Origin of the sequence: Kitasatospora sp. NPDC057738, from assembly GCF_042798815.1 — a bacterium.
In the GTDB taxonomy this organism is placed as follows: Bacteria; Actinomycetota; Actinomycetes; order Streptomycetales; family Streptomycetaceae; genus Kitasatospora; species Kitasatospora lactacystinica.
This window is the reverse complement of record NZ_JBHVJT010000011.1, coordinates 12,711-27,620: the sequence shown is the minus strand read 5'-3', so window position 1 is coordinate 27,620 and position 14,910 is coordinate 12,711. Positions and strand designations below refer to the sequence as shown.

At 72.2% G+C, this 14,910-nt stretch carries 14 protein-coding genes; 11 read left to right on the top strand and 3 right to left on the bottom strand.

Annotated features, from left to right (window positions below):
• Positions 1-92 precede the first annotated feature (92 nt).
• The 6 genes from ACFVGO_RS08275 (at position 93) to ACFVGO_RS08250 (ending at position 6,578) form a co-directional block, all read left to right on the top strand.
• Positions 93-1,268, top strand: a complete 1,176-nt coding sequence (locus ACFVGO_RS08275) for a histidine kinase (RefSeq protein WP_380631137.1) — start codon at positions 93-95, stop codon at positions 1,266-1,268.
• A 33-nt stretch (positions 1,269-1,301) separates the two neighbouring features.
• Positions 1,302-1,970 (top strand): response regulator, encoded by a 669-nt coding sequence (locus ACFVGO_RS08270; protein WP_380352068.1) that lies wholly within the window; start codon positions 1,302-1,304, stop codon positions 1,968-1,970.
• Positions 1,971-2,392: 422 nt separating this feature from the next.
• A complete protein-coding gene (locus ACFVGO_RS08265; protein WP_380631136.1) occupies positions 2,393-2,605 on the top strand; it encodes a hypothetical protein in 213 nt (70 codons plus the stop codon).
• 148 nt (positions 2,606-2,753) lie between these two features.
• On the top strand, positions 2,754-4,772 hold the full coding sequence (locus ACFVGO_RS08260) for an ATP-binding cassette domain-containing protein (protein ID WP_380352016.1): 2,019 nt from the start codon (positions 2,754-2,756) through the stop codon (positions 4,770-4,772).
• Positions 4,773-4,873: 101 nt separating this feature from the next.
• On the top strand, positions 4,874-5,455 hold the full coding sequence (locus ACFVGO_RS08255) for an NUDIX domain-containing protein (protein WP_380352014.1): 582 nt from the start codon (positions 4,874-4,876) through the stop codon (positions 5,453-5,455).
• Positions 5,456-6,131: 676 nt separating this feature from the next.
• Entirely contained in the window at positions 6,132-6,578 is a 447-nt protein-coding gene (locus ACFVGO_RS08250; protein ID WP_380631135.1) for a spore-associated protein A, read from the top strand.
• A gap of 475 nt (positions 6,579-7,053) precedes the next feature.
• Here ACFVGO_RS08250 and ACFVGO_RS08245 read toward each other — a convergent pair whose 3' ends face one another.
• The 3 genes from ACFVGO_RS08245 to ACFVGO_RS08235 all read right to left on the bottom strand — a co-directional run bounded on the left by ACFVGO_RS08245 (position 7,054) and on the right by ACFVGO_RS08235 (position 8,701).
• Entirely contained in the window at positions 7,054-7,578 is a 525-nt protein-coding gene (locus tag ACFVGO_RS08245; protein WP_380352011.1) for a hypothetical protein, read from the bottom strand.
• Positions 7,579-7,988: 410 nt separating this feature from the next.
• Complete coding sequence (locus ACFVGO_RS08240) at positions 7,989-8,165, bottom strand: hypothetical protein (protein ID WP_380352009.1); 177 nt, start codon at positions 8,163-8,165, stop codon at positions 7,989-7,991.
• A gap of 44 nt (positions 8,166-8,209) precedes the next feature.
• Positions 8,210-8,701: a GNAT family N-acetyltransferase gene (locus tag ACFVGO_RS08235; protein ID WP_380352007.1), complete on the bottom strand. Its 492-nt coding sequence runs from the start codon at positions 8,699-8,701 to the stop codon at positions 8,210-8,212.
• Positions 8,702-8,799: 98 nt separating this feature from the next.
• Here ACFVGO_RS08235 and ACFVGO_RS08230 point away from each other — a divergent pair, with 98 nt between their 5' ends.
• From ACFVGO_RS08230 to ACFVGO_RS08210, 5 genes are all read left to right on the top strand, one after another.
• Positions 8,800-9,732 carry a LysR family transcriptional regulator gene (locus ACFVGO_RS08230; protein ID WP_380631134.1) on the top strand — a complete coding sequence of 311 codons (933 nt, stop codon included), beginning with the start codon at positions 8,800-8,802 and terminating at the stop codon, positions 9,730-9,732.
• A gap of 248 nt (positions 9,733-9,980) precedes the next feature.
• A complete protein-coding gene (locus tag ACFVGO_RS08225; RefSeq protein WP_380631190.1) occupies positions 9,981-10,712 on the top strand; it encodes an ABC transporter ATP-binding protein in 732 nt (243 codons plus the stop codon).
• Positions 10,706-13,162 carry an FtsX-like permease family protein gene (locus ACFVGO_RS08220; RefSeq protein ID WP_380631133.1) on the top strand — a complete coding sequence of 819 codons (2,457 nt, stop codon included), beginning with the start codon at positions 10,706-10,708 and terminating at the stop codon, positions 13,160-13,162. Before ACFVGO_RS08225 ends, ACFVGO_RS08220 begins: the two co-directional genes overlap by 7 nt.
• A 163-nt stretch (positions 13,163-13,325) precedes the next feature.
• The gene (locus ACFVGO_RS08215; protein WP_380631132.1) at positions 13,326-13,823 is read left to right on the top strand and encodes a phosphoribosyltransferase; all 498 of its coding nucleotides are present in this window, start codon (positions 13,326-13,328) and stop codon (positions 13,821-13,823) included.
• A gap of 149 nt (positions 13,824-13,972) precedes the next feature.
• Entirely contained in the window at positions 13,973-14,875 is a 903-nt protein-coding gene (locus ACFVGO_RS08210; protein WP_380631131.1) for a S41 family peptidase, read from the top strand.
• The last annotated feature ends 35 nt before the right edge of the window (positions 14,876-14,910 follow it).

Below are 14,910 nucleotides of genomic sequence, written 5' to 3'. Positions count from 1 at the left end.
AAGCAAGGCCGGGCAGTGGAGTGCACGGGTGCCCGCACTGCTATTGGAGGTAGACTTGGATCTACCGTCCGACCCATCCGAACTGTGCGAAAATGTTGATCATGGCGCAGATTCGTGTTGCCCGGAGACTGCTGACCGAATTCGTCGCAGCGGCCGCCTTTCCGATTCTCCTGATTTCCGTTCTCGCTGCGCCGGTCTCGGTTCCGGTGGTGGCCGAACTGGACCGCTCCAGGGCGCAGTGGTGCGGAGTCCGGACGATGCCGCTGCGACCCGTCGACCGCAGCTGGCCGCAGTGGGTGGCCGGTCGGCTGCGGGCACGGTCGGTGTGGAAGACCGACCTGCCCGTGTTCGTCACCGCCGCGCTCCTGTCCGCGCTCTCGCTGTTGGTGGGCTTCTTCGGATTCGTCGGCGCTCTGGCGCTGGTTTTCTCCCCCGTCTTCTGGGGTTTCGGCATTGCCGCGAAAGTCGGCCCGTTCACCCCGGCCGCCCTGTGGGAAACCCTCGTGGCGGTGCCCGCGGGAATCGCCCTCGGTGCGGTCACCGTGGGCGCGCTGGCCGGCATCTCCCTGCTCCGCGACCTGCTCCTGCGGGCCTTCTCGGGGAGCCGGAACCCCGACCTGCTCGCGAAACTGGAGGAACTCCGCGCCAGCCGGGCCTCGCTGACGGCGGCCTTCGAGAACGAGCGCCGGCGCATCGAGCGTGACCTGCACGACGGCGCCCAGCAGGAACTCGTCGCCCTCGTCATGCGCCTGGGAATCCTGGAAGCCGCAGCGACGGCCACCGACCAGGAACGGATCGTCCAGCTGGCCCGCCAGGCCCAGGCCCAGGCGGAGCGCGCGCTCGAACGGCTGAGGGAGACGGTGCGCGACATCCACCCCAGCGAACTGAGCGATCTCGGTCTCGTCGCCGCCGTCCGCGAACTGGTGGCCAGATCACCGTTGCAGGTCGAACTGACCAGCACCGGTACGGACGCCTGGCTCTCCTCACCGATCGCCACGGCCGTGTACTTCACGGTCTCCGAGGCCCTGACGAACATCGCCAAGCACGCGGGCGTCGGGAGCGCCCGGATCGAGATGCGGTGCACCGAGAGCGGCGTCCGCGTCCGGGTGGGCGACGACGGCGCCGGCGGCGCGCGGATCAGCACCGGATCCGGGCTCTCCGGGCTGCGTGAGCGGATGCGAAGCGTCGGTGGGAACCTCGAAATCATCAGCCCGCCGGGCGGCGGAACGGAGGTCGTGGCATCCGCCCCGGCCCAACCCCCGTGGTGACGGAACTCGACAGGGAAAAGCGATGGGAAATCGATTGTGAGAATCATCCTGGCGGACGACAGTCTGCTGATACGCGCCGGAATCCGGGAGATCCTGGTTTCCAGTGCCCACGACGTGATCCGTGAATGCGAGGACGCCGACGAACTGGTCGCCGCTGTCGACGACCTCACCGCCGCCGGAGCCGCCCCCGACCTGGTGATCACGGATGTCCGCATGCCGCCCGGGAACACCGACGACGGACTCCGGGCCGCGATCGACATTCGGTCGCGGCACCGGGACCTGCCGGTACTGGTCCTCTCCGCCTACGTCACGGGCCCGTACGTGCGCGAACTCCTGAACGGCCCGGGCGCCGACGGGGCCGTCGGCTACCTGCTCAAGGAGAAGGTGGGCAGAGTGGCGGACTTCCTGCGGGCCGTCGAGACGGTCTCCGGCGGCGGAGTGGTGATCGACCCCGAGGTGGTCCGCCACGTCACCCGCGCCGACCCGCCGCGGGGCCCGCTCGCCCGCCTCACGGCCCGTGAACAGGAGGTGCTCGCCCTCATGGCCGAAGGCCGCTCCAACGCGGAGATCGCGACAGAGCTGTTCCTCTCGGGCGCCGCCGTGGCCAAACACGTGGGGAACGTCTTCCTGAAACTCGGCATGCCCTCCGGCGAGGACAACCGCCGGGTGAAGGCCATCCTGACCTGGTTCGAATACAACTAGCCGTGCCGCCAGGACCAGGACAGCGGAACGGCTCCCCGCCCGGTGACGCTCTGCGGGGAGGAGCAACGTGCCTTCGGCCACGGGCCGCGCCCCACCGTCCGGTGATCCCCGGCGGTGTCCACGCCCCCGAGGCCGAGCAGGACGTGGGACCGCCGCGCTTCGGCATGCCCGGACGATGGCCCGGTCCTCGCCGCACAACTCGGCCCGGCACCTGCCCGCCCACATCCCATGGGAGGTTCGCCGCTCGGCTTCCTCCCAGCGGGCGGACGCGTCGGGCTGCTCCTCGCAGCACCCACCGTGCGCCAGCCGACGCGCCGCCTCGTCCCCCATGCGGAGGAATCCCTGCCAAGCCGGCCCGGACGGCTTTCCTCCGACACTAGGGTGGCCCAGTGAGTTCCCAACTTCTCCTGAAAGAGCGGAGGTTGAACCCCGAACGAATCGTCTGGACCTGGTGCATCGCCCCGGACGGCGCCACCGTCACCGAGTGGGGCCCGCGCGCCCTGTGGCAGCTCGCCGAGGACGTCCACGAGCGCTGGGCCGCTGCCGGAGGACCGGGCACCTACCGGCTGGAGCTGACCGACCAGGAGCAGCGCGTCGTCGGCGGCCCGGGCCTGCACTGGGTGCTGCCGCTGTGAACGTGACCCCGCCGACCCGTGAGCCTTTCGCGATCGCCGCACGGCGCCGGTTCGCCCCGGCCGCAGGAGGCCAGTGCGCCCGGCCGCCGCCCACGCCAGTGTCCGCCCGCCACCCTGCCTGTGCCCTCGACGAGACTGGAGCCGCCCCGTGAAATGGCCACGCCGAACGCCCCGTCCCGACGTCCGGCCCTCGCCCGGCGAACTCCGCCTCTTCGGGGCCAGGTTCGGCTACGACTTCGGGTTCACCCGGCACGAGAGCGCCACCGCCGATGCCACGCTGCGCCGCGTCGCCCGACAGATCCCGGCCATGCTGGTCCTTGCCTGGCGCCTGGCCTGGCGGGCCGACCGGCGGCCCCTGGTCGGCGTGGTGTGCGCCGAGGTCGGCCGTGCCGTCTTCGCCGCGGTCGCGCTGGTGGCGACCAACCGGGTGCTGGCCCAACTGCTGGTCGGCGGCAGCGCCGTGCAGAGTCTGCACCGCGCGCTGGTTCCGCTGCTGGTCGCGGGGGCGGCGACCGGCGCGGCGAGCTGGCTGTCGTCGGCCTCCACGTGGTCGGCGGCGGTCCTGGAGCCCCAGGTCGAGCGGATCACCACCCTGACACTGCTGCGGCACGCCGACTCGGTCGAGCTCGCCGCCCTGGAGGACGCGGAGTTCGCGCGGACCCTGGAGAGCGCGCGGTTCGGAGCGGACTCCGTGCGGCGCCTGATCAGCGAGGCCGTATCCGTGCTGGGCGCCGTGCTGACCATGACGGCGACCGCCGGGGTGATCCTGTCCCTGAACGTGATGCTGCTGCCGATGCTGGTGCTGATCGCCGCGCCCCGGGCCTGGGGTGCGGTACGCACCGCCCGGCGCAGGCACGCCTCCGTGATGGCCTGGATCCAGCACGCCCGCGCCTCCAACCTGATCTGCCAGCAGGTCACCGCGCCTCAGAACGCGGCCGAGTTGCGGGTCCACGGGGTGGGCCGGTGGCTGCTGGAGTGCTACGAGGAGATGGCGCGCACCTCCGAGGGGGAACGCCGGCGCCTGGCCGGGGCCGCGGCCGCCACCTCGGCCGGTACCGCTGCGGCGTCCGGCGCCGCCTCGCTGCTCACGTTCGCGCTGCTGGGCTGGCTCGTGCTTTCCCAGCGGCTGCCGATGGCCGGCGCGGTCACCGTCATCGTCGGCATCCGCAGCGGCGCAGCCACCGTCGGGACCCTGCTGACCGGTGTGAACCGTATGTTCGAGGAGTCGCTGTATGTACGGGATCTTGAGCGGCTCGGTACGGCCGCCGCCGAGCGGGCCATCCCCACCGGGGGTGCGGACCTGCCGCAGCGGCCCGACGAGATCCGCCTGGAGAAGGTGACGTTCACCTATCCCGGCCGTACCGCACCGTCCTTGAGCAGCGTGTCCCTGGTCATCCCCCGGGGCAAGGTCGTGGCCCTGGTGGGTGTCAACGGTGCGGGGAAGAGCACGCTGGCCAAGCTCCTGGTCGGCCTCTATCAACCCGACGAGGGCCGGATCCTGTGGGACGACGTGGACACCCGGACCGCCGACCGCCGTCAGCTGTTCTCCTCCTGCGTCCTGTTCGCCCAGGACTTCGTCCGCTGGCCCTTCACGATCCGGGCCAACACCACGGCCGGACGCCCCGAACACGCGGAGGACGGCCAGGCTCTCCGGGACGCGGCCGACTTCGCCGGGCTCGACACCTTGCTGAGCGAGCAGCCGAACGGCTGGGACACCATGGCGGCCAAGGGCTTCATCGGAGGCGTGCAGCTGTCGGGCGGGCAGTGGCAGGGGATCGGGACCGCCCGAGCGGCCTTCCGGTTCTCCACTGCCGGCCCCGGCGCGAGGCCGCCGCACCTGGTGATCGCCGACGAGCCGACCTCCGCGCTCGACCCGGCCGCCGAGATCGCCGCATTCGACCGCATCCGCTCACTGGCCGCCCAGGGCATGACGGTGGTTCTGATCACCCACCGCCTGGCCGCCAGTGCCGCCGCCGACCTGATCTACGTCCTCGATGGCGGCGAGCTCGTCGAACAGGGCACCCACGACCAGCTCATGGGCAACGAGCCGGACCCGGACCGGCCCGGGCGCGGCAGCTACCGCACCGCCTACCTGCTCCAGGCCCACCAGTACGGCACCACCTCGCTGCCCGGACAGCGCAACCCCCGCACCGCCGACCGGGCCTGACCGCCCGACCCTGCTGACCGGCCGACGCTGGCCGGCCCGATCACTCATCCCCACCGTGACCTCCCGCTGCTCACCACCGCCAAGACAGAAGGAGTCCGCCCGTGAACCTTCCCACCGTCACCCGCCAGCCGGCCGTGCCCGAGCCGTGGCAGCACCACGGCCGTGCCACCCTGCTGGACACCGGTTCGTACCTGATCCACCGCGACACGGTGACCCAGCCCGACGGGACCGAAGGGGCCTTCGAGTTCCACCAGGCCCGCGTCGACGGCGCCCTGACGATCGCCCTGGACGACCAGGGCCGGATCGCCATGGTCCGCTACCGCAGCTACGTCCACGGCGAGGTCCTCACCCCGCCGGGCGGCCGCCTCGATGCGGGCGAGGACCCGCTGGGCGGCGCACGGCGCGAGCTCAAGGAGGAGGCCGGCATCACGGCCGCCACCTGGAACAGGCTCGGCGAGATCGCTCTGATGACCAAGAGCACCGCACGCCTCCACATGTTCATCGCCCGGAACCTGACGATCGGCGAACAGGAGCTGACCGGCACCGAGACGGGCATGACCGTGGAGTGGTGGCCGCTGGACGAAGCGGTGGCCGCCGCGATGGACGGCCGGCTCCTGCTCTCCGGCGCCGCCGTGTCGGTCCTGATGGCCGCCAACACCATCCACCCCGAGGGACACCTCTGAGCGCCCCTCCGGTCGAAGCCCCCGCCCTGCTGCACACCTGTCGATCCCGCAGCGCGAGCACACCCGCCAGGAGGAACGCCGCGGTCGCCGTCACGCCTGTACCCGGCTCGACCCGGCCCGCACCGCCCTGGTGGTGATCGACATGGTGCCGTTCCTCGACGGGCCGTACGCGCGCGCGGTGTGATCCCGCAGATCCAGGACCTGTCGGGTGCTCTACGGGAAGCTGGCGGCCTCGCGGCCTGGGTGCTGCCGGGCCTCGGCCGTCCCGTGGCGATCGGCCGCGACCACGCTCGTATCCGAACCGCGAACAGCGACCAGCAAGGCCGGGTTCGACGCGACGATGCCGGCACGGAGCCGGAACCGGCCGTACGGCAGGTGAGGCAAACCGCGCAAGTCGGGGAAGGCCCGGAAGGCGTGAGCACCACCAGCACCAGGAGATCCGCGCCCGCACCGCACTCCGCGCCCCTGACCCCGCGCACCGCAGGGCCGGCCCCGGCCGTCGGCGGTGCCATCGGCCGGGCGAGATGTGACGAACTGAATTCCGATCCTCCGTTTCCCGGTATCGATTTCATGGTCACGGTCGAACGTGGCCGAATGTTCCTCTTCTGGAGCCTGGCGTGCCGCGCTAGCCTCACCGTAAGAAGCCGGAAAAGAGGGGGAAATGAACATCAAAAGGATGCGATCAATCCGAATCACCCGACCGGGGCGCCGGATGGCCACGGCCGCCGGCCTGCTGGCGATCTCCGCGGCCAGCGTCGTGGCGATCCCCGGCACTGCCAGCGCCGCCACCGCCGCCTACAACGGCGCATGTGGGAGCGGGTACAACGTCAAGAGCTGGTTCGGCATCCAGTCGCCGACCGAGGAGGTGACGGTCTACCTGACCTACTCGGCCGCCACCGGCAAGAATTGCGTCGTCGGGATAAAGGACAACCAGACCACGACGCGGTCCATCACGGTGTACATAGAACGTGACGACACCCCCGGTTCCCGGGTCACCGACTCCGGGAACTACACGAAGTACGCCGGCCCCGTCTACATATACGCGAAGGGCGCGTGTGTCACCTGGGGCGGCGTGTTCAACGGCCTGGAAGTACTCCGGCGGCACACCAACTGCGGGGCGTGACCCCCATTCGCGAAGCCGCCCGCCGTCCCGGTGCGACGACCAGGACGGCGGGCGGCAGCGGCCGGGCGCGCTCCGGCTGTCGTGGCGGGCAGCGGCAAGCAGGTGGACGGCTGCACCGTCGGTGCGGGAGCCGCGCACGGTCCTGCCGCCGACGGCCGGAGCGACCAGGACGGGGGCGGGATCTTCGACCGGATCCATCGGGGACAGCGGCAAGCGCCTCGGCCGGGGCGGCCGGCCCGGCCTTGGTTCCGCGGGCGGGCGGAGGGCGGTGGCATTCTCGCAGTGGCGCGCAAGGACGGTGATCAGGGAGGACGGCACGCGGACGCGACTTCAGGTCGGTCTTCGGTCCCGGCGCCCTTGATCATCCGGCGCCGCGTCGTTCGTTTCCACTGGGGCGTGCAACGGTCCCCCGAACCGTGTGCATCGAACGCCTGGGCGAACGCCGACCTCCGACGGACACGGCGCTCTCATGCCGTCAGAGAGGGGTGGACGGGGGTGGGATGCGGGCCAGGAGTTCGTGGGCGGCCCGGGTCAGATGTGCGGGAACGTCGTCCGGGTATGCGGCGCCGGCGGGGTCCATGAGCGCCACCATCGCATCGACCACGGGTGCCAACTCCTCGCACTTCCCATAGGCTTCGGCCACATCCTCGACGATGAGTGCGGCGCCCTCGACGGGGTCGAGCCACCCGCCGACGATCTCGGCGGCCCACCAGCGGGCGAGCGCCAGCCGGCCCTCCCAGTACTCCTCGGGCGGGTGGAAGCCGAAGCCGAGCTCGTCCATCACCTGGCCGAACAGCTCCGAGGCCTGGTCCTCCTCACCGCGAAAGAGCGCGGCGAGGAGGACCAGCGACGGGGTGTCCACGCCGGCGACCAGGACGCGGAGCGCGGCCCGGATCAGAAGATCCGGGTCAGCGCGTCGGCCGTCGACCCATCCGTGGGCGACCTCCCGAAGTTCCCGCACCGCCTCGGCCGCCGTTGCGGGGGCTTCGCTCGTCGTCATGGCGGCATGATGCCACGGCCCTCCGACGGCCGGTCGGCGGATATCGCGCGGTCGGGTCCGGCGCTGCCCGCCGGCGAAGCCTTCGTGCGGGTGGCGCAGGGGCGACCGGGGGCTGCCGAGTGGGCGGGCCGTCGGCGTTCGGCCCTCGGGGAACAGAGCGGTACGAGGGCCGCCGACCCGTCGCGCTTGAACCACACAGACCTGCGCCCGAACCTGAGGATGGCACGCGGACGCGACTCCAGGTCGGTCTTCGGTCTCAGCAACCTTGATCATCTGGCGTCGCGTTGTTTGTTTTTGCTCGGACACCTCACCCTGAAGCCGGCGAACCGTCACGTCCCATCTCCTGAGAACGCATCAGCCCTGCGGCCGGGGCAGGTGTCCCGGCCGCCCTGCTGCCCGGCCGCCGCCCGTCAGTCGGCCAGCAGGAGCACCACCAGGATCGGCACGCCGAAGACCAGGAGGATCACGAGAAGGGTCCCCAATGGCCCGCCGCTGTTGCCGCCGCCGCCGAAGGGCCCGTCTCCGCCGCCGACGACACTGCTGAGCCACGAGTCGTTGCCGTCACCGCCGTGGTGACCACCGTCCATGCCGACCTCCTCCGTTCGCGTTCTCCGCCCGCACCGTCGGTGCCTCAGGCCAGTTCCATGAGGATGTCGGCGCGGGCGTAGTAATCGGCCACCGGGAGGCGGTCGCGGGTGATCCTGACGAATCCGGCGTCCTCGTAGAGGTGGACGGCGGCGGCCAGTGTGCTGTTGGTGCCGAGGAACAGCCGGGCCCCGCCGAGCGCCCGGGCCCGGTCGACCGCCGCGGCCACGAGCCGGCGGCCGATGCCGTGTCCCCGCGCGGCGGGGGTCACGGCCATCTTCGCCAGCTCGAACACGGCGTCCGGGTAGGCCAGCAGCGCCACGCACCCCAGCACGGTGCCGCTGCCCGGCTCGCGGGCCAGGAGCACGTCGCCGCCCGGGTCCACGATGCGGCCGAACGGATCCCCGAGTACGGCCCGGTCCTCCTCCTCCAGGGTGAACAGCCGCGAGATCCATTCCTCGTTCAGCGCGCGGAACGCGTCGGCGTCGCTCGGCGACGCGATCGAGGAGACCACGGTCGGGGCGGAGGCGTACGGCATGAGGCGGTTCCCTTCCCTGAACGACACCATGTCAGCCTCCGGCTCCGCCCACCGAGGTGTCCAATACACACATCGGCCGCCATCCATAGGCTGGAGATATGGATCAGCGAATCGAGCTCCGCCATCTGCGGTACTTCCTGGCGCTGGCCGAGGAACTGCACTTCGGCCGCGCCGCCCAGCGCCTGCACATCGCCCAGCCGGCCCTGTCCCAGCAGATCAGGCAGTTGGAGAAGATCGTCGGCGTCGAACTGTTCCGGCGGACCTCCCGGAGCGTCCGTCTCACGGACGCGGGAGCGACGTTCCGGCCGCGGGCCGGGGACCTGCTGGGCCGGCTGGCCGCCGACCTCGACGAGGCCGGCCGCGTCGGCCGCGGCGAAGCCGGGCGCCTGGACATCGCCTTCATCACCTCCGCCACCGCGATCGTCAGCGAACGCCTCCGCGCCTTCTCCCGCCGCCGCCCGGACGTCCAGGTCAGGCTGCACGACGGCTTCACCGTCGACGTCCTGACGGCCCTGGAACGCGGCACCGCCGACATCGGGATCGTCCGGGACGCCGAGGAACGCGACGACATCGACCTCGCCCCTCTGACGACGGAACGCCTCGTCGCGGTCGTCCCCACCGACCACCCCGCCGCCGGGAACGGCCGGGTGAAAGCGGCGGCGCTGGCCGCCGACCCCCTGATCCTCTTCCCGCGCTCGGCGGGAGCCCACGCCTTCGACGTGAACACCCAGCCCATCCGGGACACCGGCAACGACGTCCGGGTCGCCCAGGAGTGCTCCAACTGGCACACCATCATCATGCTCGTCGCCGCCGGCCTCGGCGTCACCATCGCCCCCCACAGCGCCACCACGCTGCTCCCCGCGGGCGCACGGCGCCTCGAACTCGACGGGCCGCCCGCCGTGAGCCGGGTCCTCCTGGCCACCCGCCGGGGAGACGACCGTCCCCTCGTGCGTGCCTTCACCGCGGTGTCCGAATCCGTGGTGGCGGGCCGGGGCGAACGGTCGAACGACGGTGCCGCGTCGGCCCGTTGAGCGATCAGGCCGTGCGGCCGCCGTCTGCCCGGGTCAGGGGTTCCTCGGGGGTTCCTCAGGGGCGAGATCAGGGGCAGTCCGGAGGTGTGGACACCGTGAACGGCCGTAGCGTCGGTGCGGCGGGTGACCGATGCCCCGACCGATGCCCCGATGGAAAAGGCGAGCGAGTGTTCCGGAACAAGGCACTACCGGTACGGGCTTCGAGCCCGGCCTCCGTCGGCGCGGGGCGGGCGGGCGACACCGTCCGCCTGACCGCTGTACACAAGACGTACGGCCGCGGCGACAACCGGGTGCGGGCGCTCGACGGGGTGGATGTCGGCTTCGAGGCGGGCACCTTCACCGCCATCATGGGCCCTTCGGGTTCGGGCAAGTCGACGCTGCTGCAGTGCGCGGCGGGCCTCGACCGGGTCGACGCGGGCCAGGTCCTGCTCGACGGCGCGCCGTTGCACGAGCTCTCCGAGCGCGCCCTGACCGAGCTGCGCCGTGAGCACATGGGCTTCATCTTCCAGTCCTTCAACCTGGTCCCCGCACTGACTGCCCGTCAGAACATCGAGTTGCCGCTGCGGTTGGCCGGGCGCCCGATCGACCCGGTGGCGATCGACCGGGGGCTGTCCGAGGTCGGCCTGGCCGAGCGCGGTGGGCACCGGCCCGCCGAGCTGTCGGGCGGGCAGCAGCAGCGGGTCGCCATCGCGCGTGCGCTGGTGACCAGGCCCGAGGTGATCTTCGCGGACGAGCCGACCGGCGCGCTGGACTCGCGTACCGCGCGGGAGGTCCTGGCGCTGCTGCGCGGCGTCGTCGAGGAGCACGGGCAGACGGTGATCATGGTCACGCACGACCCGGTGGCGGCCTCGTACGCGCAGCGGGTGGTCTTCCTCGCCGATGGCAGGGTGACCGGCGAGCTGTTCGAGCCGACGGCCGAGACCGTGGCGCTGCGGATGGCGGCGTTGGAGCCCGGCGGGAGCGGGGCGAACCCGTGCTGAAGCTCGCCGTAGCCACCCTGCGTCACCGCTTGATGGGCTTCGTCGGCGCCTTCCTCGCCCTCGCGCTCGGCACGACGATGATCGGCATGATGACGCTGACCCTGGCGGCCACCTTCGGCACGCCGCACCCGGGGCCGCAGCGGTTCAAGGAAGCCCGGGTCGTGGTCGCGCCGCAGGGCTTCGAGGGGCGCCCGATGAAGGCCCCGGCGGTGTTGCCGGCCGAGGTCGTGACGCAGGTGACCGCCTCGGGCAAGGCCACACCCGACCGCAGCTTCCCGGTACGGCTGAACCCCGGCTCCGGGGGGACGACCGGCCATCCCTGGTCATCGGCCGCCTTCGCGGGCTACCGCCTGCTGGCCGGGCGCGCGCCGCAGGCCCCGGACGAGATCGTCGTCGGCGGCGGAGACCAGTCGCTGATCGGGCGCCAGGCCGAGGCCGCCACATCCGACAACGCCGGCCGCTACCAGGTGGTGGGGGTCACCGACGCGCGCTGGTTCGAGAGCGCCGTCTTCTTCAGCGATGCCGAGGCCCAGCGCCTCTCGCCCGGGGTCAACGCCCTGGTCACCGACCAGAACCCGCAGCAGCTGTCCGCCCTCGTGGGCGGCCGGGCCGTGGTCCTCGGTGGTGACGACCTGACCCGGCTCGACGCCGACTCCACCGGCGGCGCCCAGGCGCTGGCCAACGCCCAGGCAATGGCGGGCAGTACGACCGGACTGGCGGTGTTCGTCGCGGTGTTCGTCGTCATCGCGACCTTCGCCTTTGCCACCGAGCAGCGCCGCCGTGAACTGGCGCTGATGCGGCTGGTGGGCGCCGCGCCCCGGCAGGTGCGGCGCATGGTGCTCGGCGAGGCGCTGCTGATCGGCCTGGCGGCGGCGGTCGTCGGCTGTGTCCTCGCCCCGCTGTGCACCGTGCCGCTGCGCTCCTGGATGCTCGACCACAACGTGGCCCCGTCCTGGTTCACCATCCCCTTCAACCCCCTGCCGCTGCTGGTCTCCTTCGTCATCGGCGTGGCCGCGGCGCTGGCCGGCTCGGCCGCCACCCTGGTCCGGGTCTCGCTGATCCGGCCGATCGAGGTGCTGCGCGAGAGCGCGGTGGAGCGCCGCGGGATGACGCCGATCCGCTGGCTGCTCGGGATCGGGATGCTGATCGGCGCGGTCGCCTCCGGGATCGTCATCGCCCGGACCGAGCCGTACCTGGCGGCCAGCGCCCGCAAGTACGAGGCCGTTCCGGTCCTGTACGTGGGCGCGGTCACCCTGCTGGCGCCGATCCTGCTGCGGCCGGTCACCCGGGCGCTGATCGGCCCGCTGCGCGGCTCGGCCAAGGCCGGCCCGCTGCTGGTGCGCGAGAACATCCTCACCTCCCGGCGGCGTACGGCCGCCACGGTGGCGCCGATCGTGGTGGCCGTCGGACTGGTCGCCACCCTGCTGACGGTGCAGAAGTCCGGTGACGCGGTGGTGCTCGCCCGACAGCAGCAGGAGATCCACGCGGCCGGCGTGGTGGTGCCCGGCGGCACGGGGATCGACGCGCGGACGCTGGAGAAGCTGGCGGCCGTGCCCGGGGTCCGGGTCACCCCGGTCACCTCGATGAACATCCGGATCGGCACCGCGAAGGGCGACCAGATCGACTCGCTGAGCACGAACGCCGTGCCCGCGTCCGCGCTGGGCACGACCGTCACGCCGCCCGTGCTCTCCGGCTCGCTCACCTCGCTGCCCGAGAACTTCCTGGTCATCGACGAGCACGCGGCCCGATCCGACGGTCTGTCGGTGGGGGACCAGGTGGTCACGCTGCTGCCGACCGGCGCTCGGGTGCCGACCGTCGTCGCGGCGGTCGTCGCACGCGGCCTGAACGGCGACGACACCTACCTGTCCGCGTCGCTGACCGGCGCGGTGACGCCGAACCGGGTCTACCTCGACTCCCGGACGGGCCCGGGCCGGCCGCTCGACGAACAGCAGACGGCGGCGGTGAACCAGGCGCTGGCCGGCTCCGGCGCGCACGTCATGACCCATGACGCCTACCTGGAGGCCCAGCGCGCACGCGCCGCCGAGCAGACGGACAACGCCGCGGTGGTCATCCTGGGGATCGCGCTGGCCTACGCGCTGATCGCCGTCGCCAACACCCTGATCATGGCGATGGCCGGGCGGCGGCGGGAGTTCGCCCTGCTCGGGCTGGCCGGCGCGGTGCGCGGCCAGATCGCGAAGGTGGCCGTGGCCGAGTCGGCCGTGGCGGTGGTCGTCGGCACGCTGCTCGCGGCCGCGGCGACCGGGCTCGCCGCGGTGACCCAGCACGTTTCGCTGAGCGAACTCGTCACCTCGGCACCGACGGTGATCCCGTGGACGCAGATCCTGGGGACCGTCGCGCTCTGCGCCCTCGTCACCGTGATCACCGGGTGGGGAGCGGCCTTGCGCGCGACCCGCTTCCGGGCGATCGAGGCCGCAGGCATCCGGGAGTAGGGGATCCGGGAGTGGGGCACCCGGGAGTGGGGCACGGCCCTTCCGGCCCAGTCCCGGCCCGCTCCCGACCCGGAGTGTGCGACCGAGGTGTGAAACACCACACTTCCGCTCCTGAGCGTGCCGGTACTCGCCGCCCGGCCGACGGCCGAGGACACTGGTCGCCGTGACTGATGTGCGCGAAACCTTGGACTACCAGACCTTCGGGCGAGCGGTGCGCGAACTCGCGCAGACGATCGCCGACGACGGATACGAACCCGACCTCGTCCTGAGCATCGCCCGCGGCGGGGTGTTCGTCGCGGGCGGTCTGGCGTACGCGCTGGACTGCAAGAACATCCACCTGGTGAACGTCGAGTTCTACACGGGCGTGGGCACCACTCTGGAGATGCCCGTCATGTTGGCGCCCGTTCCCGCCGTGATCGACTTCACCGACAAGAAGGTCCTGATCACCGACGATGTCGCCGACACCGGCAAGACACTGCGGCTCGTGCACGACTTCTGCCTCGACCATGTCGCCGAGGTCCGGTCCGCCGTCATCTACGAGAAGTCGCACTCCCTGGTGAAGTGCGAGTACGTGTGGAAGAGGACCGACGACTGGATCGAGTTCCCGTGGTCGACGGAAGGACCGGTCGTCAGGCGCGACGGCCAGGTGCTCGACGCCTGACCGGGGATGCTACGGCTGCACGAACCGGCAGAGGGGCGCGGATGAGGGCGGTGCGGATCGCCGGGGCGGCGGCGGGCGCCTTGGCGCTGGTCGCGGGGTGCGCTTCAGGAGGTTCGGGGGATTCCGGGGATTCCGGGGGATCCGGAGGCATGTCGGCGCAGGCGCACGGCTACCTGTCGGAGGCGCTGGACCTGTTGCAGCGGGAGTCGTTGAACACCGCGACGGTGGACTGGCCGAAACTGCGGGACGAGGCGTTCGCGCGGGCGGCCGGGGCGCGGACGACGGCCGACACCCACGGTGCGGTCGGCGGCGCGGTCGCGGCTCTCGGGGACAGTCATAGCAGGTTCTACCCGCCCGGTGAGGCAGCGGCCGTGGATGCCGACCCCGCGACGGTCGACGCCCCGACGGTCGAACAACTTCCCGGCGGCATCGCCAGGTTGAGTCTTCCGGCAGTGAACGGTTCGGAGCGCACCTACGCCGAGTACGTCGCCCGCGGCCGCGCCGCCGTCGCCGGGGCGACCGCCTGCGGCTGGGTGGTGGACCTGCGCCGGGAGAGCGGCGGCGGGATGTGGGCGCCGCTGGCGGTGGCGGCTCCGCTGCTCGGGGACGGTCCGGTGGGGGCCTTCGTCACGGCGGACGGCACCCGCAGCGTCTGGTCGGTGCGCGGGGGCGTGCCGTTCCTGGACGGGACTCCACAGGCGGAGCCCTCCGGGGCCGGCGGTGACCCGGGGCAGGGCTTGCCCGTCGCCGTCCTCACCGGCCCGGGCACGGGCAGCGCGGGCGAGGCCGTCGCCATCGCGTTCATCGGCCGCCCGGACACCCGCAGTTTCGGCGCGCGCACCTACGGGGTGCCCACCGGCAACGCCGCGCACCGGTTGTCGGACGGCGCGGTCGTCCTGCTCACGGGCGCCGCCGAGGCGGATCGCACGGGCCGGATCCACGCGGGGCCGATCGAGCCGGACGAGGCCGTGGACACCCGCAAGGAGGGGGATCCGTCACTCACCGCCGCGACCGGCTGGCTCGGGCGCCAGGAGTCCTGCCGTCGCACCTAGAACGACCACCCCGCGGGGGAGCGGGCAGTCGGCGG

Excerpts from the sequence above, each read along its gene's own strand:
- ACFVGO_RS08235 (WP_380352007.1), bottom strand. The coding sequence starts at position 8,701 with ATGCCGTACGCCTCCGCCCCGACCGTGGTCTCCTCGATCGCGTCGCCG.
- ACFVGO_RS08230 (WP_380631134.1), top strand. The coding sequence starts at position 8,800 with ATGGATCAGCGAATCGAGCTCCGCCATCTGCGGTACTTCCTGGCGCTG.
- ACFVGO_RS08245 (WP_380352011.1), bottom strand. The coding sequence starts at position 7,578 with ATGACGACGAGCGAAGCCCCCGCAACGGCGGCCGAGGCGGTGCGGGAA.
- ACFVGO_RS08210 (WP_380631131.1), top strand. The coding sequence starts at position 13,973 with ATGTCGGCGCAGGCGCACGGCTACCTGTCGGAGGCGCTGGACCTGTTG.
- ACFVGO_RS08240 (WP_380352009.1), bottom strand. The coding sequence starts at position 8,165 with ATGGACGGTGGTCACCACGGCGGTGACGGCAACGACTCGTGGCTCAGC.
- ACFVGO_RS08275 (WP_380631137.1), top strand. The coding sequence starts at position 93 with ATGTTGATCATGGCGCAGATTCGTGTTGCCCGGAGACTGCTGACCGAA.
- ACFVGO_RS08250 (WP_380631135.1), top strand. The coding sequence starts at position 6,132 with ATGCGATCAATCCGAATCACCCGACCGGGGCGCCGGATGGCCACGGCC.